Raw genomic sequence first — 25,594 nt, 5'->3', positions numbered from 1 at the left:
AATACGTAATCACTATAGCTTAAAAAAACACGCGTATAATTATAATTAGTATAGCTTCTATTTTCTTTCCCTTGCGGGATAGTGGGATCTATTAATAGAATACACCATCATTTTTTCCTGGAATTTATTTATGACTCTTGCTGCAATTCTTAAAGGACTGAACGAGCGACAACGCGAAGCAGTTACTTCTCCGCTGGGTAATACGCTAGTTCTTGCTGGGGCAGGAAGTGGAAAAACAAAAGTTTTGGTTAGTCGCATTGCATGGCTTATAGAGGAGAAACATATTTCCCCACATGGAATTCTAGCCGTAACGTTTACTAATAAAGCGGCTGGTGAAATGAGGACGCGCTTAAATCATATGTTGAGTACGCCTGTATTGGGGTTATGGGTAGGAACTTTTCATGGGTTGTGTCATCGTTTGCTCCGTCGACATTATCAAGAAGCTCGTTTGCCTGAACTGTTTCATATTTTAGATTCTGAAGATCAAGCACGATTAATCAAGCGAGTGATTAGTTCATTAAATCTTGATTCAGAACAATGGCCCGTAAAACAAGCTCAATCATTCATAAATGGACGTAAAGATGAGGGACTTCGACCTCAGCACGTCCATACATTGTCTTATGGGCCTGGTAAAACGTTACTCAATATTTATAGTGCCTATGAACAAGCTTGTCAGACAGCAGGAGTAATCGATTTTGCGGAATTGTTATTGCGAACTCATGAGTTGTTACGTGATAACCCAGAGATTCTTAATCATTACCGTCAACGATTTCAAGCCATATTAGTGGATGAGTTCCAGGATACTAATACAATTCAATATGCCTGGATACGTCTGCTTGCTGGTGAACATGCCGCTGTCTTGGCGGTTGGCGATGATGATCAATCTATTTATGGATGGCGTGGCGCTAAAGTTGAGAATATCCAGCAGTTTTCCCAAGATTTTAAAAACACACAGATTATTCGTTTAGAGCAAAATTATCGTTCAACCGCGACGATACTCGATGCAGCCAATGCTCTAATCACACATAATAATTCTCGAATGGGAAAAGACTTATGGACAGAGGGCGCCACTGGAGAAAAAATTATAGTCTATAGTGCTTTTAATGAGCTGGAAGAGGCACGCTTTGTTTGTGAACGAATTATGATGGAAATAAATCAGGGCGTAAGTGCTGATGAAATTGCTATTCTATATCGCTCGAATGCTCAATCGAGGGTTTTAGAGGAAGCCTTATTACGTGCTGGAATTGCTTATCGTATTTATGGGGGATTGCGCTTCTTCGATCGAGCAGAAGTAAAAGATGCTTTAGCTTATTTGCGTTTATTGGTGAATCCTGATGATGATAATGCTTTTGAGCGAATCGTTAATTTTCCCACTCGTGGTATCGGTGAAAAAACGCTTGAAGATCTGCGTCATTATGCCAAATCCGAACAGTGTTCTTTATGGCGCGCGGCCAAAACCTTATTACAATCAGGTGAAATGGCTCAACGGGCGGGTTCTTCTCTTGCAAAATTCATTGAGTTAATTGAACAATTGCAACAAAATACCGCAGCAATGGAGCTGGATGAGCAGTTATCCGTAGTAATTCAGCAGAGTGGATTGTATGCGCATTTTAGCAAAATCAAAGGCGACAAATCTGAGTCTCGTCTTGATAACTTACAAGAATTAATCAATGCGGCAAAACAATTCCGTTATGAACAAGAAGAGGAAGAAGAAATTCCCCTAGTGAATGCATTCCTAGCACATGCCTCTTTGGAGGCCGGAGAAATGCAGGCAGAAGAGCACGAACGTTATGTCCATTTGATGACCTTACATGCTGCTAAAGGGCTTGAATTTCCAATGGTATTTTTAGTGGGGATGGAAGAAGGAGTGTTCCCTGGGAAACAATCTTTGGAAGAGCCTGGACGATTAGAGGAAGAGCGTCGGTTATGTTACGTGGGAATGACGCGTGCGATGCGCAAACTGGTTTTATCCTATGCTGAAATCCGACGACAATATGGGCGAGAAGAATATCACCGGCCTTCACGATTTTTAAGGGAGTTACCTCAAGAATTGCTTGATGAGGTTCGTGTCAAGGCGAAGTTTCAAGCACCCGTTATTTCGCGAAATAAACCTTCAGTGGTACAAGAAACTGCAGGCTTATCTTTAGGCCAAAATGTAACTCATGCAAAATTTGGATCGGGCATCGTATTAGCAGTTGAGGGTAGTGGGGCACATACCCGCGTTCAGGTGAAGTTTAGTGAACATGGTGTGAAGTGGCTGGTCTTGGCTTATGCTAATTTAGCCGTAGAAATATAAGTAATTTTGCTTGAGATAGTAGAATTGTAAACAGGCCCTATTGAATTTTCTTCAAGTGGATGCTAGGGTGCCGGTTGGAAAGTTGTTGGTATTATGTAAACTATTAAATAAGGGGAACTGTGTGAAATTTACAAATTTATTAACAGTAGGAGCGCTGACCGCATCTTTAGTATCACCTGCAATTATGGCAGCAGATACCAATAATACAACTCCTATGTCTGATACCCAAAAAAAAGAAATTGAAAAAGTTATACACGACTATTTAGTTACTAATCCAGAAGTACTTTTGGAAGCTTCTCAAGCGTTGCAACAAAAACAACAGCAAAGTATGCAACAACAAGCTCAATCTGCAATTAAAGAAAACACAGACCAATTGTTCCAGGGTAAAACAACGGTTGTAGGTAATCCAAAAGGTAATGTGACCATTGTTGAGTTTTTTGATTATCAATGCATTCATTGCAAAAAAATGTCACCAATTATTAATAGTTTAGTCAAGAAAGACAGTGACTTGAGAATTATTTATAAAGAATTCCCAATTTTTGGTAAGAGTTCTGAATTGGCTTCTAGAGCCGCTTTAGCTGCTGGTATGCAAGGCAAATATCAAGAAATGCATAATGCATTAATTTCCATTGATAAGCGTTTAAACGACCAAATTGTTATGGCTACTGCTAAGTCGTTAGGTTTGGATATGAAGAAGTTAAAAACTGATATGCAAAGCAAAGACGTAACTGCTGCTTTGGATGCAAACCGTGAATTAGCAGAAAAGTTACACTTGATGGGAACTCCTGCGTTTATAATCGCTTCAACTCCAAATGGTCAGTTTAAAGCAGGTTCTGAACCTTCATTCATACCTGGTGCTGCCAGTGAAGAATCGTTGCAAGAGTTAATCAAAAAAGCAGCAGGTAATTCCTAAGTCATCGCATAAGTACAAGTAAACCTGGGTGAAGCGGAGCGGAGCCCGGGTTTCCCAGGATTCAGTTTTGCTTTACCAAGGCTATATCGAGATTTTCATGACAAAACCATCTACATTTCAGGATATTATACTTACCCTGCAGCAATATTGGGCTGCTCAAGGATGTGTTATATTGCAACCTTTTGATATGGAAGTTGGCGCGGGTACTTTCCATCCAGCAACGTTCTTAAGAGCAATAGGTCCCGAACCTTGGTCGGCAGCCTACGTACAGCCTTCCCGAAGGCCTACGGATGGTCGCTATGGAGATAATCCAAATCGTGTACAACATTATTACCAATTCCAAGTGGTTCTCAAGCCTTCTCCTTTAGATATACAAGATAAATATTTAGATTCATTGCGCGCCCTAGGAGTTGATCCTTTGGCGGATGATATTCGTTTTGTTGAAGACAATTGGGAATCGCCTACTTTAGGTGCTTGGGGACTAGGTTGGGAAGTCTGGCAAAATGGCATGGAAGTATCCCAATTTACTTATTTCCAACAAGCAGGTGGATTGGCGTGTAAACCTGTAACAGGCGAGTTGACTTACGGCTTGGAACGTTTAGCTATGTATATATTGGGGGTGGATAACTTATTTGATCTACCTTGGAGTAATACTGCAAATGGTATCATAACTTATGGTAACGTGTTTCATCAAAATGAAGTGGAGATGTCTGCTTATAATTTTGAACATGCTAATGTAGAAGAGTTATTTAAACAATTTGATTATTATGAACGTGAAGCGCAAAAGTTAATAGAATTACAATTACCACTTCCTGCTTATGAAATGGTAATTAAAGCATCGCACTCATTTAACTTACTTGATGCACGCAAAGCAATATCTGTTACTGAAAGGCAGCGTTTTATCTTACGGGTAAGACATTTATCAAGAGCAGTAGCGCAAGCTTATTATCAAGCACGCGAAGCTTTGGGTTTTCCTATGCTTAACCAAAAGGTGTGTGATGGTCAATGATTTTATATTTGAATTAGGTTGCGAAGAGTTACCTTCTGGTTCAGTATGGCCTCTTGCTGATGAATTTGCTAACCATTTATTGGCTGCATTGGACAAGGCACAATTAGGTTATGGGCAAGTGAAGCGTTTTGCTACGCCACGACGTATCGCAATTGTTATCTCTGATTTACAAGAAGAACAAAAAAGTCAAAGCGTGACCCGGCGTGGCCCTGCTTTAGCTGCTGCGTACGACAAGGAAGGAAAACCTACCCAAGCCTTACTAGGTTTTGCTAAATCGTGTGGTGTTGAAGTAGAGCAACTCTCTCGGATTGAAACAGAAAAAGGGGATTGGATTGCTTTCGAAGCAGAGAGCCAAGGAAATAAAACCAAAGATTTGTTGCCAGTTTTAATTAATCAATCTCTGGCTGCTTTGTCCATTGCAAAACCCATGCGTTGGGGGGCTGGGGATGAAGAATTCGCTCGGCCTGTGCATTGGGCAGTAATGCTCTATGGGGACAAGGTAATAGAACATACGGTATTGGGAATTAAAAGTGGCCGTGAGAGTAGGGGGCATCGTTTTCATCATCCCCAACCCATTGCTATTAACTCCGCACAAAGCTATGAATTGCAAATGAAAGAGGCTTTTGTTCTTGCTGATTTTTCCGCTCGAAAACACATGGTTAAAAAACAAGTAGAGGAATTGGCTGAATCCATCCAAGCTACAGCAATTATGCCTGAAGATTTGCTGGATGAAGTAACTTCAATTGTTGAGTGGCCTCAAGCTCTGATGGCGAATTTTGAAAAAGAATTTCTTGAGGTTCCTGCTGAATCCTTAATTGCATCGATGCAATCGCATCAAAAATGTTTTGCTTTAAAGGATAAGCAGGGAAAGTTATTGCCCCATTTCATTACTGTATCAAATATCGCGAGTACCAATCCCAAACAAGTTATTTTAGGGAATGAAAAAGTGATGCGAGCACGTTTGAGCGATGCTGCATTCTTTTTCAGACAAGATAAAAAATCACCTTTAAGTCAACATATAGCGGGTACCGAACACGTCATTTTCCAAGCAAAATTAGGTAGTTTAAAGGATAAAGCATTACGAATTGAAGCACTAATGACCTATTTAAGCTCTGCTTTACATTTAAGTTTACATCAGGCACAACGTGCAGCACAGTTAAGCAAATGCGATTTGCTGACCGGAATGGTGGGCGAATTCCCTGAATTACAGGGATTAATGGGATATTATTACGCGCTAAACGATGGAGAAGATCAAGGTGTTGCCCAAGCTTTAAATGAACAATATATGCCACGTTTCGCTGCAGACAGTTTACCGGAATCTGATTTAGGGTTGGCTCTATCGCTTGCAGATAGAATTGATACTTTAGTTGGCATTTTTGCCATAGGACAAAAACCTTCGGGGGTAAAGGATCCATTTAAATTACGCCGTCATGCTTTAGCTGTGGTTCGATTACTCATTGCCACATCAGCACAACTCAACTTAAGTACACTAATTGAGCAAGCCATAATTCATTATGGAACCCAATTATCTATGGAACCTAATTTATTGGATGAATTGAAATCATTTATTCTTGAACGCTTACAATCTCATTATCAAGCTCAAGGATTAAGTGTTGATTTAGTTCATGCTGTTAGAGCTCGTCAGGATGATTGGTTGTATGATTTGGACAAGCGCTTGAGTGCTCTACAGTTATTTGTAAAACTACCTGAAGCAGCTTCTCTTTCTGCCGCGTGTAAACGTGTGAATAATTTACTTACACAGGCAGGACGACAAACTTTATCCGCTGTGAATGAAGAACTGTTTACCGAGGAACCGGAGCGATTTTTATTTATCCACATTAATCAAGTTGCACGAGCTGTTGAGCCTTTATACCGTAGTGCCGATTATGGCCCATTATTGAAATTATTGGCCAGCCTTAAAGAACCGGTAGATTTGTTTTTTGATAAAGTCATGGTCATGGTGGAGGATAAGGCAATAAAGGTAAACCGTTTAGCCCTTTTAGCACGTCTGCAAGATTTATTGCAGGGTGTCGCAGATATTTCATTGTTGCAAATGGGGTAATACGTTATCTTGGATGTGAGTTCTGGATCACTACCATTATAAGCAAAATTTTCATTCCCGCGAAGGCGGGAATCTATTTCTATCAAGTTACAGTGCCATTTTAAGAATACAATTCCTCCTTCGCAGGGTATATAAAACTCTTAAATAATGGCAGAAAGGCAACACCCAGCTCCACTGGAAATCAATCTTACGGTTAGCAAATATGATCAATATTTCAGTAGTAGGTTATGAGCAGGACAACCTATATAACAAAGCAAAGGCAGTCGCAGATGAACTGAATTTTAACTTAGACAAAAACGCTGATCCTTGCCTTTTTGTTACCGAAGATAAGCTTTCATTAAAAATGCCGGGATTTTCCCCAATTTTTGCTGAATTTAGTGCTGAATTTTGGAATAAAAGAAAATCTGAGGGAAAAAAGCAAGGATTAGTTCGCGCTTGTAAGCCATCTCCTGGACTTACGGTTTTGGATGCAACAGCGGGTTGGGGACGTGATGCGGCTATTCTAGCCAGTTTCGGTGCGGAAGTGATAATGCTCGAACGCCATCCTGTTATGGCAGCGTTATTATCGGATGCCTTAGCGCGCCAAACGAAGTCGGATCAACAACAATTACATCTAATGCTTCATTCTGAAAATGCTCATACTTATTTAAGTTCCTTAGCACCAAACCATTACCCTGACATTATTTATATTGATCCCATGCATCCTGAACGGAGTAAATCCGCATTGGTAAAAAAAGAAATGCAAGCGTTACAACAAATAATCGGTGTAGATAAGGATGCGTTGGAGTTAATTCAATTGGCAATAACGCGTAGCAAACAAAAGGTCGTTGTAAAATGGCCCCAAAAAGCAAAACCTTTATTACCCGCAGATGCCTCGATAGAAGGGAAAACAGTTCGGTTTGATATTTATTTTTCTAATCTAAGGTAAATAAGTAGGGTCGCCTGGATGATGGAAGCGAACCCCGGGAAAAAAGTATGCCACAATCCCGGGTTCGCTGCGCTTCACCCATGTTACAGAAGCTACTTTTTATATTTAATTAACCAAATTCTGCGAGTTCATCTCGGAGGCGTTTTTCTTCAAACAAATCCTCTATCCGTCTTCGTCGTTCCAATTTTGTTGAAGGGCTTGTTTCAGGGGTCAGAATCGTATCGACACTAAACTCCTCTGTATCGTTTGCATCTTCATCAAATTCACGAGTATTCATAGCTATCTCCTTAGCATAACCCGTAGTGAACTTAATAAAATAACAGAAATTGTATTGAAGGGACAGTGGAATTTTTTGAGCATCTTTGTAATCACTACAAAGATAGATACCTAATCTTTCTGTTGTGTAACATCAGAAAGATCAGGTTGTTTTAAGGAGCATTAAGAACATTTTGTACTTTTTCTGCGTGTACTGTTTCTTCCTCTTGTTTAAAGGCCTCTTTACCTTTAGTAGCTCTTATTCGATTTCTACCCTCGTCTAATTCAGCGCGGAATTTTTTAACAGTTTCCTCGGGCACGGGTGTTGTAGGGGCCTTATCGAGTAATTTTGCCAGTTTTTCACGTCGTGCACTTGCATGCTCATGAAGTATTTGTAATTCACTGGGTGTGTAGAGTGTTTTTGGATCAATTTCTTTTCCATTTCCATCTTTGAGTACAATTCCTTTTAGTGCTTTTTCACCTTTTGATTCTTCTCCAGGTAGGGGTCCAGGATCAAAACCACTTTCAAGTAATGCTTCATAGGCTTGTCTGGCTCTTTGTTTTTGAGTTTTTGGATCATCAATGTTAATAACGGCGGTAACTGTATCAAATCCTGAGGCTCGCGCTGCTTGCGCCATAGTTAACATATCGACCTTGGGATTCTCTTGGCGGCTTAAATAATAAAAAGGAGAAAGTATTCGGGGTGACAATTGTACTCTCCAAGTACTTGGCTGATCATCTTTCTTCTTAATATGGGTTAACTTAGATCCTGATAAAGAAATGATGAAATTTAAGTCTTCAGGATTTATAGTCGAAATGGTTTTTTTATCAACATCGATTTCAGCAGATGTAAACCCTGTGGGGCTAGTTAAATTTCGTCTTTTACGATTCTCTTCCCTTGCCAGCTCCATTTCTTGCAGCATCTCATCTCTTTGTTTTGCACTAAGTTGATGAGCCCAACCCTCCAGTTGTCCAGAGAAAAGGATTTGTTTGCGTTCAAGAGCAGATGCTTTGTCGAGTATCGTTAGATTTTCACGAGTAACCGTATCAAATGCGCTGAGTTGTTCGTTATGTTTTGTTTCTAATTCAGCAATTAAATCTTTTTTTATTTTCTCTACTTCATCAGCGTCTTTATCTAAAACAGTTTGGAGTCGACCCATAAACCCAGCATTCTTTGTATCATCAAAAGTATCTTTGAGTCTTTGGAGTTCAATTTTCTGTTGGGCTTTTATTGCATCTTTTGCATCCTTCGCAATTCGTTCAAGCTCCCCTCGAAGCACTTCAACGGAGTATCCAGGAACTTGATTAACTCGTTTTTTAAAGGATTCTACGGATTCTTGATACTTCTCTTGGGCGGGGACAAAAAAAGATTCAGGTGTAAATACCTTATTAAGGTCTGCTATAACTTTATTCTTCTCAGGATCGTTTCCTTTGAGGGCTTTCTCAAGGGTATCGTCTTCTTCTGGACCAATTTTTGTTTTGAAACCTTTATGATCTTTGACTCGTTTACTGGCATGTTGTTCAAAAGCCCCTAAGCCAAAAGTAAGATCCTGAGTCAAATTGATGTCATCTCGATACTTTTGAAAAATTTCCTCTAGTTTTTCAGGTGAGAACTGACCTTTCCTATGTTGAGAGTTGAGCAAGTTAAAAAATGCTTGTCTATGTGAAGGCATAGTGTACCTCAAGAGCTTGTAGTTCTTATAAAGTATAACACTTTTTCATTAAGATAGAATTAAGATTTGGTCTAGGTTTTGATTTAGAATCATGGTAAAAAATTCTAAATGATAGCCTGATGCAGCGAAACAAAACCCTTGTCATCTCGAGTTTTTCTTCGCCGCACAGCACTATAAAATACTACCAAGCTGAAATAGCCGAGTCTCCAAATAATGTTTTAGCTTTTTCTTTAACTTCTTCTGAGTTTAAAGCTTTAACAAAAAGCTCCAATTGTGCTTTTTTGGGTGAGTCCTTACGAATAACAATGATGTTGGCGTAGGGTGAATCCTTGTCTTCACTAAATAGAGCATCATGCGAGGGATTCAAGCCTGCAGGTAAAGCAAAAGTAGTATTAATAACGGCTGCATCTACATCAGGTAAGACTCTGGGTAATTGTGCTGCATCCATCTCTTTGAACTGTAAATTATGTGGATTTGTTGCAATATCTTTTAAACCAGCATTTTGAGTTGTTTTCAATGTAATGAGTTGAGCTTTTTCCAATAATTGTAAGGCTCGCATTTCATTGCTGGGATCATTAGGCAGGGCAATGAGCGCTTTTTCTGGCAATTGGGTTAATGTCTTGTATTTTTTTGAATAAATTCCCATAGGATAAACAAAGGTTCTACCTATTGCCTCAAGCGTATATCCATGAGCTTTAACTGCGGCATTAAGATAAGGTAAATGTTGATAGACATTAGCATCCAGGCTACCGTCTTGTAATGCTTCGTTGGGTAAATTGTAATCATTGAAAGTTACAATTTTTATGTTTAAGCCATATTTATTTTTTGCGACTTCTTGTGCCGTCTCAACCAGTTCAGTTTCTGGTCCGGCAATGGTTCCTATCACCAGGGTATTTGGTGAAGGTTTGTTGCATCCAACAAGACTTAATAATAAAACGCAATAAGCTAAAATCCGCATTTAAAACTCCAAAAAGTGATTCAAATCAATTATGTAAAAAACGTTTCGCCAGATAATCCCCAACCATTTGCGTTAGTTGGACCATGACAATTAAAATAATTACTGTGGAAATCATGACTCCAGCATCAAAACGTTGATACCCGTAATTAATGGCTAAAGTACCCAAACCACCAGCACCAACGGTTCCTGCCATTGCGGAATAATTAACTAAAGTAATCGCGGTCACAGTAATGGCATGAATTAAAGCAGGTTTGGCCTCTGGCAATAAAATATGCAAAATAATCTGCCTGGTGCTTGCCCCCATTGCATAACCCGTTTCGATAAGACCCGATGGTAAACTCCGATAAACATTATCTACCAGTCGAGCAAAAAAAGGTGTTGCACCTAGGGTAAGAGGTACTATTGCCGCATTCATTCCGATTGAGGTTCCTACGATGAGCCGAGTGAATGGAATGATCGCTACCAATAAAATAATAAAAGGTATAGACCGTGCCATATTAATTAGGCCCGATAATGCTTTATGTAACTTCGGTCGGGGCTTGATGTGGCGTGATGAGTAGAGCCAAGTCCCTAAAGGTAAGCCAAGAACTACAGCAAATAAGGTACTGATTGATACCATGTATAATGTTTCAGTTGTTGCAATGAATAAATCATATGCCATTGGGAAGGACATAACCTAAAACCTCCACAGTTAATTTGGCTTGTTCGCAGCGTTCAATGAATGCTTGCAGTAAAAATTGATGTGCAGTTAATTCAACAACTAAAACGCCGCAGGTTACTGTATCATAACGATCAATATTGGCGAGTAAGATGTTAATATCAAGATTTAACTCACGACTTGTCCTACTAATAAAAGGTACCGTTGCTTCTTCCCCCTGGAAAAATAGACGTAGTAACGGTTTTTCGGTCACATAGTCAGCAAGTCTTTTGGTGAGGCACTCAGGCAATTGTGGACTCAGCTGAGCGTAGAGCATACTTCGTGCTAAGCTATCTTTGTTATTAAATACATTGGCTAGGGCAGTAGTTTCAGCCAATTCGCCCTCGACCATCACTGCTAATCGGTTACAGATACGTTTCACTACATCCATTTCATGCGTAATGAGCACTATAGTGATGCCATAAAGTGCATTAATTTTTTTCAGTAATGCTAAAATAGAGTCGGTTGTCTCAGGATCCAAGGCAGAGGTCGCTTCATCGCAAAGTAGAATTTTAGGGGAGCAACTTAAGGCACGGGCAATAGCAACTCTTTGCTTTTGACCGCCACTTAGCTGTGCTGGATAGGAGAATTTTTTATCGGTTAACTCGACAAGAGGTAGTAATTCTTCAATTTTATTACGAATGGTCTCTTCATCTATACCCTGAATGCGCATAGGAAGCGCAATATTGTCGTACACATTTTTGGAGTTGAGTAAATTGAATTGTTGAAAAATCATTGCCATTTTGTGGCGAGCTAAAGCTAAATTCTTTCTTGAAAGACTTGTCAAATCTTGACCATCTAGGATGACATGTCCTTCATCGGGTCGTTCAAGAAGATTAATACATCTTAATAGAGTTGATTTTCCTGCTCCACTTTTACCAATAATTCCGAAAATTTCACCTTCTTGGATAAACAGGTTAATGCCACGTAGGACAGGTTTACCCGAAAAGGATTTGAATAATCCGCTTAATTCAATCATTTATTATAACCTGAGATTATGCTGCGGGCGGGAGCTCAGAGGAATGCAAACATATCCGCTTTAGCCGTATTTTCAAAAAAGAATTCTTTTTTGAGCGTCCGCAAGCTGAAATTCAAATCGACGCCATGCAATATTATACATAAATTGTGAGCATAAACAACGTAAAGTTCCTTATTTATGGGCTTTGAAGGAAATCGGAATCTTGATAGAACGGTTTTTAAAATTTACTGGGGTGCGGAGCGAAATCCGGTGAGGGTTGCGATGGGATCCCGGGTTTCGCTACGTAACAAAGCTCCATTTTATCTTTATTCTTGTAGCTCTTCGCGATTCTTAAAATAATCTAAGGCTTCTGGATTTGCCAGAGATTGTAAATTATTCACTGGTAAACCATGAACAACTTGTCTAACTGCTATTTCAACAATCTTGCCGCTGATCGTGCGTGGGATATCCGCTACTTGCACTATTTTTGCTGGCACGTGCCTTGGTGAAGCATTTTGACGAATCGTTAAACGAATTTTATTCATCAATTCTTCTGTGAGTTCCATTTTGTCTCGTAATTTAACAAATAAAACAACTCGCACATCATCTTGCCAATCTTGGCCAATCACAATGCTATCAATTACTTCATCTATTTTTTCTACTTGGCGATAAATCTCTGCAGTACCAATACGGACTCCGCCAGGATTTAAAACAGCATCGGATCGTCCATAAATAATCAATCCATTGTGGGCGGTAATTTCTGCAAAATCACCATGGGCCCATACTCCAGGAAAGCGTTCAAAGTAGGCATGTTGGTAAGCGGTTCTGTCAGGATCATTCCAAAAACCTACAGGCATGGATGGAAAGGGTGCGGTACAAACTAATTCCCCTCGCTCTTCGTGAACCGGCTGGCCTTGTTCATTATAAACTTCAACAGCCATCCCAAGCCCAAAACATTGTAATTCACCTCGGTAAATAGGGAGTATGGGATTACCTAAGGCAAAGCAAGAAATGATATCCGTTCCACCTGAAATGGAACAAAGCTGGACATCATTTTTAATTTGTTCATAAACGTAATCATAATTTTTGGGGAGAAGGGGTGATCCTGTGGAAAGAATGCATCGTAAATGGGTTAAATCAAATTCATCTTTCGGTTTTACTCCTGCTTTTTCTATGGAAGAGATGAATTTGGCGCTGGTACCAAAAACAGTTACTTGTTCTTCAGCAAGGAGCTTAAATAAACGATTACTTTCGGGATAGGTCGGCGAGCCTTCATATAAGGTTAGCGTTGTTCCTAAGGCAAGCGCAGAAACGGTCCAGTTCCACATCATCCATCCGCAAGTAGTATAAAAGCATAAGTTGTCGTTAGGATGCAAATCTGTATGTAACCCTAATTCTTTAATGTGTTGCAATAGGGTGCCGCCTGCTCCATGGATAATGCACTTAGGTTTGCCAGTCGTTCCTGATGAGAACATAATATAAACTGGATGTTCGAAAGGTAAAGAAACAAATTCGCAGTGACTTGCTGGACGAAGAAAATCATTCCAATATTGTGCTTTGGGCAATCCAGAACTATCTATAGATTCATTTATATTGGGACAGATAACGATTTGCTTGAGCGAAGGAATAGCATCGTTTAGTTGTTTGATTTTTTCCAACCCACTGTGTTTTTTACCTTGGTATTGATGTCCATCACATATAAACAATATTTTAGGCTCAATTTGACCCAACCGATCAATTGCCGCTTGTGCGCCAAAATCAGGTGAGCAAGACGACCAAATTGCTCCTAATGAAGTAGTGGCAAGCATAGCAATAATGGTTTGCGATGTATTGGGCATTAAAGCAGCTATTCTATCACCAACCTTAACCCCTGCTGCTTTTAAACCTGCTGCACATTGTGCAACCAGTGCATAAAGTTGCTCATAGCTAATTACTTTTTTATCGTTATCTTCATTAAGACTAATCAAGGCTGGATGTTTGTCTGTACGTGATAATAGTTTTTCAGCAAAATTAAATTGAGCCCCCGCGAACCAATGCGAGTTGAGCATTTGATTATTTTTACCGTGATTCAAAATCTGGTATGGTACTGTATCGAACTTAACATGAAAAAAATCGCAAAGTGTGGGCCAAAATGAGTCTGGATGTTTAGTAGACCAGGTATGCATATCTTGGTAATTTTCAAAAATTTGGGCGTTTTTTTTGGCCGCGAATTCCATAAAATGCCACATCCTACTGTCTTTAGGGTGTTTTGGCTTCCATACGGTTTCATTCATGTTTCATTCTCTCTTAATTATTGAAACGATTCTATGCTAATTTTTACACTTCATATCGGTCAACTCGATGCAATTAGATAGTCTCAACGGAGTGAGTTGTAACTAGGATAATGTCTTAAGTACAAGGATTTGCTAACATTGCATTTGCAACTTTAGATTGATTTTTACGTCCTAAAATTTTACAGATCATGTCGCCAGCTGTCACAATTTTAAATATATCAACCCCAGTGTTAATTCCTAAACCATGCATTAAGTATAAAACGTCTTCAGTGGCTACATTGCCGCTTGCTCCGCGTGCATAGGGACAACCGCCCAGTCCAGCAACGGAACTATCAAAACGGTGAACTCCATGTTGTAATGAGGAATAAATATTAGCTATGGCTTGCCCATACGTGTCATGAAAATGCATTGCTAGCTGGTGCAAGGGTACTATTTTTAAGACGTGATCAAGCAAAAGATGGGTTTGATGGGGTGTTCCCACGCCAATCGTATCTCCTAATGAGATTTCATCGACATCTAGGTCTAACAACCGTTTAGTTACCTCAACGACTTTTTGTGGCGCTACACTTCCTTCATATGGACAGCCAAGAACACAGGAAATATAGCCTCGTACTCGGATGTTATTTTCTTTAGCTAAGGCGAGAACAGGTTTAAAACGAATAATGCTTTCTTCGATAGAACAATTAATGTTTCGTTGGTTAAACTGTTCGCTTGCTGCGGTAAATACTGCAATTTCTTTAACACCTGCTTCTAGTGCTTTGAGCATTCCCTGTTCATTAGGAACCAGTGCCGAATAGTGAAGGGATGATACTTTTTCTACAGCCCGGAATACTTCATTATGGTCCGCCAATTGTGGAATTGCCTTCGCAGATACAAAGCTGGTCACCTCGATATATTGCAGGCCGGATTTACTTAATAAATTGATTAATTCAATTTTGTGTTTGCTCGACACAAAAGAAGATTCATTTTGCAACCCATCTCGAGGGCCTACTTCTATAATGGTTACATTTTGCGGATAGTCCATAATTATCTCTTTTAATATTCCCGAGGCGGTTTTACGTGCTGGTGGACGAACTATAATCCACGCGAACCTGGAGTATTTTGGCTTCAGCCAGCTTAATCTACTGTTCAAACTTAGTTTAAGAATCTGCCTCACTTAATGCCAGTAATTCCTCTCCTTCATTCACTTGAGCGCCTACAGTATAAAATATATCCAGTAAAATTCCGTCGGTGGGGGCATGAATGGTATGCTCCATTTTCATAGCTTCTAATACAATCAAGCGATCACCAGCTTTCACCTTTTCACCAATATTTTTTAAAATGGCGACCACCGTAGCTGGCATGGGCGCAGTAAGTTGCCCTTTATGAGCAGTGGTTTGGGTACCTAGGGTTTCCCAATTAAATCGTTCAATAGTAATTTGCCCTTGATTCGTATACAAGGTTAGGGATTCTTTTTTATTCTCAATTGTAGCGTGAAAATATTGTTTTTTTGTTTCAATATGAAGTTTATTCCCGACTAAATGTGCATGGATCACATGTTCGTACGTTTTGAATTGCACTTTAAACTGACTCTTATTAATTGGAGTAATAAAAGCTTCAATCAGCTCATCCCTATCTTTATAGCGCCATATCCAATGACTTGTTAATTGAGATTGCCAAGAAAACGTTTCTGCCAATAAGGGATCTTGTAAAGAACTTATATTGTGCAAATAATCAAAGCCTACAGCCATGAGTAGGGCAGTTTCTTTGTTTGGTATTGGGAGTTTTATTTCTTCTTTACTTAAAAAATCAGTACTGAGTTCTGCCTGTTTAAATTTAGGGTGTTGGCAAATAGCTTGTAAAAATGGAATATTTGTTTTTACCCCACCAATAAAATATTGGGATAGAGCCTGTTCTAATCGAGATAATGCTTCATCACGATCAGTTCCCCACACAATAAGCTTAGCGATCATGGGATCATAGTACATAGTAATTTGCGAGGAGATTTGTACTCCAGTATCTATGCGTATGCCATCCCCTGAAGATTCTTGCAAAAAATGTATTTGCCCTATTGAAGGGATGAAATCGTGATGCGGATCTTCAGCGTAGATGCGGCATTCTATTGCATGACCCTGTGCTTGAATTTTATCCTGTGACAAAGGTAAAGGTTCATTAGCAGCAATTTTTAATTGCCAGGCCACTAAATCAAGTCCCGTAATCATTTCCGTTACTGGATGTTCTACCTGCAATCGAGTATTCATTTCCATAAAATAGAATTGTTCTGAGCCATCTACTAAAAACTCAACGGTACCTGCACCACTGTATTTGATAGAGCGTGCTACTTCGCAAGCGGCCTCAGCAAGTTTTTGGCGTAATGTTGAAGATAAATTGGGTGCAGGGGCTTCTTCAATAATTTTTTGATGTCGACGTTGAATGGAACAATCGCGTTCGAATAAATGAACTACATTGCCATGATTATCAGCCATGATTTGCAATTCAACATGTCGAGGATGAAGAACTAGTTTTTCAATAATCATGGTGTCATCAGCAAAACTTGCCATGGACTCACGTTTGGCTCCCGCTAAGGCAGCACTAAACTCCGATTCCTGGTGAACCGCCCGCATTCCTTTCCCGCCACCACCATTTGCCGCTTTAATTAAGACAGGAAATCCTATTTTTTTTGCCTCAGCCAGCAATTTGTCTTCGGCCTGTTCACTGCCATGATAGCCAGGGGTTAAGGGCACTTTGGTTCGTTCCAGTAATTGTTTGGCTAATTGTTTGGATGCCATCGCTTCCATAGCTTCAATAGAAGGGCCAATAAATATAATACCCGCCTCCCTACATGCTTTGGCAAACTCAGGATTTTCAGATAAAAATCCATAACCAGGGTGAATGGCTTGTGCACCAGATTCCTTGGCAATCTGAATTATATTAGTGATATTGAGATAGCTGTCTTTAGCAGGTGCATCACCCACAAAATAAGCACTGTCAGCACTGCGTACATGCAAACTGTCTTTATCAACCGAGGAATAAATAGCCACTGTTTGAATGCCCATAGAACGAGCAGTTTTGATAATTCTGCACGCAATTTCACCGCGGTTGGCAATAAGAATTTTATTAAACATAGTGCCTCATTAATTTAACTTTTATATGCTCTCATCATTATCTAACGTAGTCCGAATGCTTTGTAGCTTGGTGCAGCGAAGCGGAACCCGGGAATAATAGGTCACCAATCCAGGGTTTCACTGCACCTTCACTAAGCCCTACATTAACATACTACGATTTTAGCCCCAATTAGGCGTTTCTTTCTTTAAGAATGCATTAAGCCCTTGTTGTCCTTCACTGGATACTCTTTTTTTAGCAATCAAAGATGCAGTGTAAGAGACAAGCTCTTCATTTATTTTTTTATGTGCTACATAACTTGTTAGTAGTTTGGATGCTTTGACTGCTTCAGGAGCATTACTGCTGATTTGTTTTGCGTAATTAAGCGTGAACTCCAGCAATTTGTCTTCGGGAACACAATGTTGTACTAAATGCAACGACAATGCTTTAACTGCATCGAAAATTTCCGCGCTCATGAATAACGCTTTAGCGCTGCGCTCACCGATAGCTTGAACTACGTAAGGACTAATTACTGCGGGTATCAAACCTAATTTCACTTCCGAAAAACAAAAACGTGCTGATTCAGAGGCAATAGTAATGTCACATGCTGCAGCAAGTCCTGCGCCACCACCAAAAGCTGATCCGTGGACCATGGCTAAGGTCGGTTTGGGACTTTGATTTAATGTGAACATTAGCTTACCAAGTACCATGGCGTCTCGTAAATTTTCTTCTTCATTATACTGAGCCATGTTTTGCATCCAACCTAAATCAGCGCCTGCAGAAAAATGTTTTCCATTTGCCTTAAGGACAATAACTCGGACATTGGAATTGACAATTGCTGCATCAAGTTGGTGTTGCATTTCACTTAAAAGTTTATTATCAAAAGCGTTATGTTTGCTCACTCGATTTAGGGTGAGTAAACATAAGCGATCATGAATTTCGTACAACAAATCGCTCATGAGTATGCTCCTTACATGCGAAATACGCCAAATCGGGTTGGCTCGATAGGATTATTTAATGCTGCTGATAAACCTAAACCTAATACTTTGCGTGTATCCTGTGGCGCAATGACTCCATCATCCCACAACCGAGCACTGGCATAATATGGATTTCCTTGCATTTCATATTGAGAACGCAATTGTTCTTTAAAGCGCTCTTCCTCAGCCCGAGGCCAATCGCTCCCTTGCTTGGCTAATTTATCTCGATTTACTTGTGCTAAAACATTAGCTGCTTGTTCTCCACCCATTACTGAAATACGTGAGTTAGGCCAAGACCACATAAAATTAGGATTATAGGCACGCCCACACATGGCATAATTACCCGCTCCAAAACTACCGCCAACAATTACCGTAAATTTTGGAACATTTGCATTGGCCACTGCGGTCACCATTTTGGCACCATGTTTTGCAATACCCGAGGCTTCATATTTAGAACCAACCATAAAGCCGGTAATATTTTGCAGAAAGAGTAAAGGAATTTTACGTTGGCAACAGAGTTCGATAAAGTGAGTTCCTTTCAGGGCACTTTCACTAAACAAAATACCGTTGTTGGCAATTATTCCTATAGGATAACCATATAAATGTGCGAAGCCACAAACTAGAGTGGTACCAAAGAGGGCTTTGAACTCATCAAACTCTGAACCATCTACAATCCGTGCAATAATTTCACGAATCTCAAAAGGTTTTCTTGGGTCAGCAGGGATGATGCCGTTAAGATCCTTACTGTCATAGAGTGGTTCAACGGTCTCAATACGCTTTAATTGTTGCGGTTTTTTGCGGTTCAAATGACTTATAGCGACACGTGCCAGATGAAGCGCATGGGCATCATCTTCTGCATAATGATCTGCTACACCTGAGTGCCGGCAATGGACTTCTGCACCACCTAATTCTTCTGCACTGATGACTTCGCCTGTCGCTGCTTTGACTAGAGGAGGGCCGCCAAGAAAAATCGTGGCTTGATTCTTCACCATAATAGATTCATCTGCCATGGCTGGAACATACGCACCCCCAGCAGTACAAGAACCCATTACTACTGCAATTTGAGGAATATTTTGCGCCGACATTTGTGCCTGATTGAAAAATATCCGCCCAAAATGATCACGGTCAGGGAATACTTCATCCTGATGAGGCAGATAAGCGCCTCCTGAATCTACTAGGTAAATGCAAGGTAAATGATTTATTAAAGCGATTTCTTGCGCTCTTAGATGTTTTTTTACCGTTAATGGATAATAAGTGCCGCCTTTTACAGTGGCATCATTGACCACAATGACACATTCAATGCCTGAAACCCAGCCAATTCCTGTAATTATCCCTGCAGCGGGAACCGCATCATCATAAACTTGATATGCTGCAAGCTGGGAAAGTTCAAGAAAAGGACTGCCAGGATCAAGAAGTTGTTGTAACCGTTCTCTTGGTAATAATTTACCATGTTTTAAATGACGAGCTCGTGCTTTTTCGTCGCCGCCTAAAGCAATGTGCTGAATTCGATTTTGTAATTCATCTACTAAAGCTTGCATGGCCGCCTGATTGGTCTTGAACTCTTGACTGCTTGTATTGATTTGACTGATTAATTTTGCCATGCCTATCCTCATCGTACCAAAATATCGCTTAAAACGATGATTGTCCAAATAATCCAGGTAATCGCAATAAAGTGAGGCATATCCCCACCTTTTATAAGCCTATAAGCAAGCGCCGGAATGGCAGTAATGATCAGAGGCAATAGGATAAGAACGAGAATTTTGCGAATCACCAGTCCCCAACCCGTTTGGCTGAATATAGGGGTTAATTTCAAATTAATATAGGTAAAAAATACATCAATGTAGACAATAATGAGGTGAGCGTATTTAGCAAAAAGGACTACTAAAATACTCATTAATAGGTAGATAAGACTGTGTCGTATCATGAACATCCTTTTTATTAAAGATCCCCCATCTCACAGATAGGGGATGTTTTCATTTTAAATTAATTCAATTGCCATTGCGGTTGCTTCACCACCACCAATACATAATGAAGCGACACCACGTTTTTTCCCTTGATGTTTTAATGCGTGAATTAATGTTACTAAAATACGCGCGCCGGATGCCCCGATAGGGTGACCCAATGCACAAGCTCCGCCATGAATATTAACCTGTTCTGGATTTAATTCAAGTTGTGTCATAGCGGCCATTGTTACTACTGCAAATGCTTCATTTATTTCATAAAGATCTACATCATTTTGTTTCCAAGAGGCTTTATTCATGACCTTACGAATCGCATCTACAGGTGCTGTAGTAAACCACTCAGGGGCTTGCGAATGGCTGGCATGGGCAACAATGCGAGCAATGGGCTTGATCCCGCGTTTTTCTGCTTGTCCAGCACTCATTAAAATTAGACTTGCTGCACCATCAGAGATGGAGCTTGAATTGGCTGCGGTAACGGTTCCGTCGGATTTAAAAGCGGGTTTTAATTGAGGTATCTTTGACATTTTTGTGGCATCAGGACCTTCATCTACAGACACAGTGATGTCACCCTTACGAGTATTAATAGTTACTGGGACAATCTCTTCTTTAAAGGCACCGTTTTCGATTGCTTGTAACGCTCTGTTCATGGAACGAGTAGCAAATTCGTCTTGTTGCTCTCTGCTAAAATTAAAGTGACTTGCTGTTGCTTCGGCAAAAACACCCATTAATTTCCCTCTATCATACGCATCTTCTAATCCATCCAAGAACATATGATCTTTTAATTCACCATGTCCTAATCTGTATCCTGAACGTGCTTTACTCAAGAGATAAGGTGCATTACTCATACTTTCCATCCCACTTGCAAGAACAATATTTGTAGTTCCTGCACGGATTAAATCATGAGCGAGCATCACGGCTTTCATTCCTGAGCCACACATTTTGTTGATTGTAGTTGCTCCTGAAGAATTGGGTAAACCTGCTTTAATTGCAGCTTGTCGCGCAGGAGCTTGACCAATTCCAGCTTGTAAAACACAACCACTAATTACTTCATCTATTTCAGCTGGGCTAACTCCTGCTTGAGATAGGGCAGCCGCATGTGCAATTGCTCCTAATTCTGGAGCTGAAAGACCTGATAAATTGCCTAACATGCCCCCCATAGGTGTTCTTTTTGCTGCAACGATTACTATGTCATTCTGTTCCATTTTCATTCTTCCTTATGCTGTTTCTTTAAAAAGTTCTCGTCCAATAAGCATTCTTCTGATTTCAGAAGTACCAGCCCCTATTTCATACAATTTTGCATCACGCAGTAGGCGTCCTGTAGGATACTCATTGATATATCCATTACCACCAAGGATTTGTATTGCTTGTAATGCCATTTGGGTTGCTTTTTCAGCAGTGTATAAAATCACGCTTGCAGCATCTTTACGACTAACCTTACCTTGATCACAAGCACGTGCAATGGCATATAAATATGCTCTTGAGGCACCCAGGTCGGTGTACATATCGGCTAATTTCCCTTGAATGAACTGAAATTCGCCTATAGGTTGTTCAAACTGTTTACGTTCATGTATATAAGGTAAAACAACATCCATACAAGCTTGCATAATCCCTACTGGGCCTGCGGCCAAAACAGTACGCTCATAATCAAGTCCACTCATTAATACTTTTACACCTTGATTCACTTCACCTAAAACCTGTTCCGCAGGGATTTCACATTGTTCAAATACCAATTCACAGGTATTTGAACCACGCATTCCTAGCTTGTCGAGTTTTTGAGCTGTTTTAAATCCGGGCATTCCTTTTTCAATCAGAAACGCAGTGATACCTTTACTCGCAGCCTGTTTATCGGTTTTGGCATAAACAACCAGAACATCGGCATCAGGCCCATTGGTGATCCACATTTTTGTGCCGTTGAGAATATATTTATCGCCTGCTGGACGAGCATGTAATTGCATACTGACTACATCGGAACCTGAGTTGGATTCACTCATAGCCAGTGCCCCAACATATTCTCCACTAATAAGTTTAGGCAGATATTTTTGCTTTTGCGAATGATTACCATTTAAATTAATTTGATTGACGCATAAATTGGAATGAGCCCCGTAGCTTAGGCCTATGGAAGCAGATGCTCGAGAAATTTCTTCCATAGCGATGACATGTGCAAGATATCCCATATTGGCACCACCATATTCTTCACTGGCAGTAATTCCTAGTAACCCCATATCCCCTAATTTTCGCCATAAATGATTTGGAAAAGTGTTACTTTCGTCAATTTGAGCAGCAAGTGGGGCAATTTCAGCACGAGCAAATTGGTAGACACTGTCGCGCAACATGTCGTAAGTTTCGCCGAGTTGGTAGTTCGGGCCTATGTACATAGCTGACTTCCTGTTGTTGTAACTACCTCTCTGCACTAGATTTTAACGAACACAAAAAAATTCGTCTGTTAATGCAGAGTGGGTAGTCTGTTGATTTTTATAAATGTGTTAGACTATACCCAATCAAGTTGAAGATGCAAATAGAATTTCTCATATCTTTTTTGCAATGGAACAAGTTAAAGAAATGATTTGATGAACCCATTGAAATAAGCCTTGATGAAATCAGCTTTTTGGGGATTGACGGGCTTTGTTTAAGTTAAATAGGCAGGGTTAAATAATTATTTATTTTTACTATTCAATTTATAGAGTAATAAGTGTTTTATAAATGCTCCTTTACCTGATTTGAAAAATCGCCTAATCTTAAGCCAATGGAAAAACTGCTGAGATTTTTGAGGTAGTTACAACCAAGTTTATGCGTTTAGTTTTATCTATTTAGGAGAGTCATACATGCGTAAATTAGTACTCTGGGGACATAGTGTTGATGAGTATCGTGAGATGTTTGATTTGTCTCAAGAGGATATGAATTCAAAGATATTGGAATATGGATGTGGTCCCAGTGCAGTAAACGCTCAACAATTCCAAGAAGCGCATCAAGCTGTAAGTTGTGATCCCTTGTTTGTTTTGGATAAAGATACCTTATCCTCCAAAGCAGTTATGATTTTTGCACAAATGGCCGATGAAGTAGGTAATCACCAAGAACAATTCGACTTCAGTCGCTTTGGAAGTTTAGAACAATTGCTTGAGCATCGACGTAATGGAATGAAAAAATTTTTTGCTGATTATGAGCAAGGTAAGGCAGAGGGACGATATTATGGTGCAGCAGATTATCATTTGCCTTATCCCGATTTTTCTTTTGATTTTGCATTAAGTACGAATTACTTATTTGCAGACTTAGAAGATCAAACTGTTGAATTTCATTTAAATGTAATTCGTGAACTAGCCAGAGTAGCTAAGGATGTAAGAATCTTTCCCTTAAATGATATGGAGGGAAAAACTTCTGAGTTCTTAGGTCCTGTATTATTGGAACTCCAAAAACAGGGCTATGGTGTAGAAATTAGAGAAGTTGATTATCATTTGCATAAATCCGAAAGCGCTATGTTGCGTGTTTGGGCACAGAAATGTGATATTTAATTAAATACACCCTGGGTGAAGCGAAGCGAAACCCAGGGAAGAATCAACTCAAACCTGGGTTTCGCTTCGCTTCACCTAGGGCCAAAAGGTTTTTTATGTATTCGATGTTACGTCCTGTACTTTTTAGTATGGATCCCGAAAGGGCGCATACTCTTAGTTTGTCTGCTTTGCATTATATACCTAAGTTTTGTTTCAAAAAGATAAAGCCTAAACCTATTGAAGCCATGGGATTACAATTTCCCCATGTTGTTGGTTTGGCTGCCGGGTTGGATAAAAACGGCGAACATTTAGATGCATTAGCTAAACTAGGTTTTTCCTTTATTGAAATAGGTACGATCACCCCAAGACCCCAAATTGGTAATCCTCAACCACGATTGTTTCGTTTGACCGAGGCTCAGGCGATTATTAACCGTATGGGGTTCAATAATCAAGGTGTGGATGCGATGGTGGACCATGTAAAAAGAGCACGTTATAAAGGAATTTTGGGTATTAATATTGGCAAAAATAAAGATACACCTTTGGAAGATGCTGCAAATGATTACATTCATTGTTTGGGTAAAGTATATGAGTATGCGTCCTATGTGACCATTAATATCTCTTCACCCAATACCCCCGATTTACGTCAATTGCAGCAAAAAGAATATTTTGCCAATTTATTGTCGCAAATTCAGGCTGAACAAACTAAATTGTCCGATAAATTTCAACGCCATGTACCTTTAGTGGTTAAGGTTTCCCCAGACGAAGATTCAGAAACATTAAAACAGATGACTGAAGTAATTCTACAGTATGGCATTGAAGGAATTATTGCGACGAATACAACCTGTTCTCGAGAAGGGGTAGCTCATTTATCAGATGCTAAGGAAACTGGGGGGTTAAGTGGTAAACCTTTATGGGGGTTATCTACCCAGTGTTTGAGTTTGCTCAAACAATATGTGGGAAATGATGTTAGCTTGATAGGAGTCGGAGGTATCGATAATTGTGATAGTGCTCAGGCTAAATTGGATGCTGGTGCTTCATTAATCCAGGTGTATACGAGTTTGATTTACAAAGGACCTGGTTTGATATATGAGCTATCAAAAGAATTAAAATGGTAATAATTTGACCTACGGAATCCTGATCTTTATCACGATGCACTGAGGATAAATATTTAGATGAAATGCATTACTAAAAATTTGGCAAGACAAATGGAGTCTTGCATCAAGCAAACCCATATAGAAGTAACCAAGCAGTATTCCGAAGGAAAGATATTGGAACTTAACGGAGGCGCTGCTTGTTTTTCAGGAACTGACTCTTATTTATCACAAGTAGTGGGGTGGGGATTTAATACCAAACCCACGAATTTTCGTTCGGAAATAGAGCGTATAGAGCTCTTTTATAAAGCATTGAACCATACTCGTGTAGATATTGAATTATGTCCTTTTGTGGGAAACGACCTTACAGTTTTTTTAAGCCAGCGTGGTTATTGCATCAGCGAATTAAACAATGTCTCAATATTAGATTTAAATATATATCAGCCTTTTGACTGGGTTGCCGAGCCTTTAATTATTAAAGAAATAAAACCTCATGAATTGAATGAATGGGCTAAAAAGGTTGCCTTGGGTTTTGATGCTCCTGAGGCAGAAGATCAATTTTCTCGTTATGTTCAATCTAAAGGGGTCAGTGCTTATGCAGTTTACGATCAGGAGGTCATTGTTGCAGGCGCTACGATAGCTATTCACGGGGATTTTTGTGATTTAGGGGTGACCAGCACTTTGCCCGCTTATCGAGAGAAAGGTTTACAAAAAAAATTACTTAAGGCTCGATTGAATCATGCAAAACAACAAGGCGTGTCTTGGGCAACAGTTACTACAGAGCCGGGAAGTGTTTCTGATTGTAACGTGCAAAAGATAGGTTTTCATTGTGCTTATACACGGATCAAAATGACCTTAGAATGACAGTTGATCTCCATCAATTTTTGAAACCCTTAGTTTAACCTAATAAATTTGGATGGACATAACTCACTTATAATCGAATTCCATATGCGGAACCACTAGGGTACATTTTTGTA

Annotated in this window: 21 protein-coding genes; 8 read left to right on the top strand and 13 right to left on the bottom strand. The window is 39.8% G+C overall.

The features are described from left to right. Nucleotides 1-130: 130 nt before the first annotated feature. The 5 genes from uvrD (at nucleotide 131) to ACWTE2_RS31865 (ending at nucleotide 7,208) form a co-directional block, all read left to right on the top strand. Nucleotides 131-2,296 (top strand): DNA helicase II, encoded by a 2,166-nt coding sequence (gene uvrD, locus ACWTE2_RS31885; protein ID WP_454785915.1) that lies wholly within the window; start codon nucleotides 131-133, stop codon nucleotides 2,294-2,296. Nucleotides 2,297-2,417: 121 nt separating this feature from the next. Further along, a complete protein-coding gene (locus tag ACWTE2_RS31880; protein WP_182393215.1) occupies nucleotides 2,418-3,209 on the top strand; it encodes a DsbA family protein in 792 nt (263 codons plus the stop codon). Between the two features lie 97 nt (nucleotides 3,210-3,306). Next, nucleotides 3,307-4,218, top strand: coding sequence for a glycine--tRNA ligase subunit alpha (gene glyQ, locus ACWTE2_RS31875; protein ID WP_182393216.1), 912 nt, complete (start codon nucleotides 3,307-3,309; stop codon nucleotides 4,216-4,218). Further along, nucleotides 4,208-6,280, top strand: a complete 2,073-nt coding sequence (gene glyS, locus ACWTE2_RS31870) for a glycine--tRNA ligase subunit beta (protein ID WP_454785914.1) — start codon at nucleotides 4,208-4,210, stop codon at nucleotides 6,278-6,280. Before glyQ ends, glyS begins: the two co-directional genes overlap by 11 nt. A gap of 202 nt (nucleotides 6,281-6,482) precedes the next feature. After that, nucleotides 6,483-7,208: a class I SAM-dependent methyltransferase gene (locus tag ACWTE2_RS31865; protein WP_454785913.1), complete on the top strand. Its 726-nt coding sequence runs from the start codon at nucleotides 6,483-6,485 to the stop codon at nucleotides 7,206-7,208. A 109-nt stretch (nucleotides 7,209-7,317) separates the two neighbouring features. Here the strand turns inward: ACWTE2_RS31865 and ACWTE2_RS31860 are convergent, their stop codons facing one another. The 13 genes from ACWTE2_RS31860 to ACWTE2_RS31800 all read right to left on the bottom strand — a co-directional run bounded on the left by ACWTE2_RS31860 (nucleotide 7,318) and on the right by ACWTE2_RS31800 (nucleotide 22,416). Continuing rightward, nucleotides 7,318-7,485, bottom strand: a complete 168-nt coding sequence (locus ACWTE2_RS31860; RefSeq protein ID WP_182393219.1) for a PA3496 family putative envelope integrity protein — start codon at nucleotides 7,483-7,485, stop codon at nucleotides 7,318-7,320. A gap of 151 nt (nucleotides 7,486-7,636) precedes the next feature. Then, nucleotides 7,637-9,136 (bottom strand): hypothetical protein, encoded by a 1,500-nt coding sequence (locus ACWTE2_RS31855; RefSeq protein ID WP_454785912.1) that lies wholly within the window; start codon nucleotides 9,134-9,136, stop codon nucleotides 7,637-7,639. A gap of 181 nt (nucleotides 9,137-9,317) precedes the next feature. After that, nucleotides 9,318-10,094: a MetQ/NlpA family ABC transporter substrate-binding protein gene (locus ACWTE2_RS31850; RefSeq protein WP_454785911.1), complete on the bottom strand. Its 777-nt coding sequence runs from the start codon at nucleotides 10,092-10,094 to the stop codon at nucleotides 9,318-9,320. 25 nt (nucleotides 10,095-10,119) lie between these two features. Further along, nucleotides 10,120-10,767 (bottom strand): methionine ABC transporter permease, encoded by a 648-nt coding sequence (locus tag ACWTE2_RS31845; RefSeq protein WP_182393222.1) that lies wholly within the window; start codon nucleotides 10,765-10,767, stop codon nucleotides 10,120-10,122. Continuing rightward, a complete protein-coding gene (locus ACWTE2_RS31840) occupies nucleotides 10,745-11,770 on the bottom strand; it encodes a methionine ABC transporter ATP-binding protein (protein ID WP_454785910.1) in 1,026 nt (341 codons plus the stop codon). The genes ACWTE2_RS31845 and ACWTE2_RS31840 overlap by 23 nt, the downstream gene beginning before the upstream one ends. 305 nt (nucleotides 11,771-12,075) lie before the next feature. Then, nucleotides 12,076-14,022 carry an acetoacetate--CoA ligase gene (locus tag ACWTE2_RS31835; RefSeq protein WP_454785909.1) on the bottom strand — a complete coding sequence of 649 codons (1,947 nt, stop codon included), beginning with the start codon at nucleotides 14,020-14,022 and terminating at the stop codon, nucleotides 12,076-12,078. Between the two features lie 115 nt (nucleotides 14,023-14,137). Next, nucleotides 14,138-15,046 (bottom strand): hydroxymethylglutaryl-CoA lyase, encoded by a 909-nt coding sequence (locus tag ACWTE2_RS31830; protein WP_454785908.1) that lies wholly within the window; start codon nucleotides 15,044-15,046, stop codon nucleotides 14,138-14,140. 115 nt (nucleotides 15,047-15,161) lie between these two features. After that, a complete protein-coding gene (locus tag ACWTE2_RS31825; RefSeq protein WP_454785907.1) occupies nucleotides 15,162-17,126 on the bottom strand; it encodes an acetyl/propionyl/methylcrotonyl-CoA carboxylase subunit alpha in 1,965 nt (654 codons plus the stop codon). A 159-nt stretch (nucleotides 17,127-17,285) separates the two neighbouring features. Beyond that, nucleotides 17,286-18,062 carry an enoyl-CoA hydratase-related protein gene (locus ACWTE2_RS31820; protein WP_454785906.1) on the bottom strand — a complete coding sequence of 259 codons (777 nt, stop codon included), beginning with the start codon at nucleotides 18,060-18,062 and terminating at the stop codon, nucleotides 17,286-17,288. Nucleotides 18,063-18,073: 11 nt separating this feature from the next. Continuing rightward, nucleotides 18,074-19,681, bottom strand: coding sequence for a carboxyl transferase domain-containing protein (locus ACWTE2_RS31815; protein WP_454785905.1), 1,608 nt, complete (start codon nucleotides 19,679-19,681; stop codon nucleotides 18,074-18,076). An 8-nt stretch (nucleotides 19,682-19,689) separates the two neighbouring features. Next, nucleotides 19,690-20,004 carry a hypothetical protein gene (locus ACWTE2_RS31810; protein WP_182393229.1) on the bottom strand — a complete coding sequence of 105 codons (315 nt, stop codon included), beginning with the start codon at nucleotides 20,002-20,004 and terminating at the stop codon, nucleotides 19,690-19,692. Nucleotides 20,005-20,058: 54 nt separating this feature from the next. After that, entirely contained in the window at nucleotides 20,059-21,243 is a 1,185-nt protein-coding gene (locus tag ACWTE2_RS31805) for an acetyl-CoA C-acyltransferase (RefSeq protein WP_454785904.1), read from the bottom strand. 12 nt (nucleotides 21,244-21,255) lie between these two features. Next, complete coding sequence (locus ACWTE2_RS31800) at nucleotides 21,256-22,416, bottom strand: isovaleryl-CoA dehydrogenase (RefSeq protein ID WP_454785903.1); 1,161 nt, start codon at nucleotides 22,414-22,416, stop codon at nucleotides 21,256-21,258. Nucleotides 22,417-22,863: 447 nt separating this feature from the next. Here ACWTE2_RS31800 and ACWTE2_RS31795 point away from each other — a divergent pair, with 447 nt between their 5' ends. The 3 genes from ACWTE2_RS31795 to ACWTE2_RS31785 all read left to right on the top strand — a co-directional run bounded on the left by ACWTE2_RS31795 (nucleotide 22,864) and on the right by ACWTE2_RS31785 (nucleotide 25,481). Further along, nucleotides 22,864-23,547, top strand: a complete 684-nt coding sequence (locus ACWTE2_RS31795; RefSeq protein ID WP_182393232.1) for a hypothetical protein — start codon at nucleotides 22,864-22,866, stop codon at nucleotides 23,545-23,547. Between the two features lie 95 nt (nucleotides 23,548-23,642). Then, nucleotides 23,643-24,641: a quinone-dependent dihydroorotate dehydrogenase gene (locus tag ACWTE2_RS31790; protein WP_454785902.1), complete on the top strand. Its 999-nt coding sequence runs from the start codon at nucleotides 23,643-23,645 to the stop codon at nucleotides 24,639-24,641. Between the two features lie 57 nt (nucleotides 24,642-24,698). Further along, on the top strand, nucleotides 24,699-25,481 hold the full coding sequence (locus ACWTE2_RS31785) for a GNAT family N-acetyltransferase (RefSeq protein ID WP_454785901.1): 783 nt from the start codon (nucleotides 24,699-24,701) through the stop codon (nucleotides 25,479-25,481). Nucleotides 25,482-25,594: the final 113 nt, after the last annotated feature.

The organism is Legionella nigrisilvae, assembly GCF_977063395.2.
The sequence above is the reverse complement of the archived record's forward strand: the minus strand, read 5'-3'. Positions and strand labels throughout refer to the sequence as shown.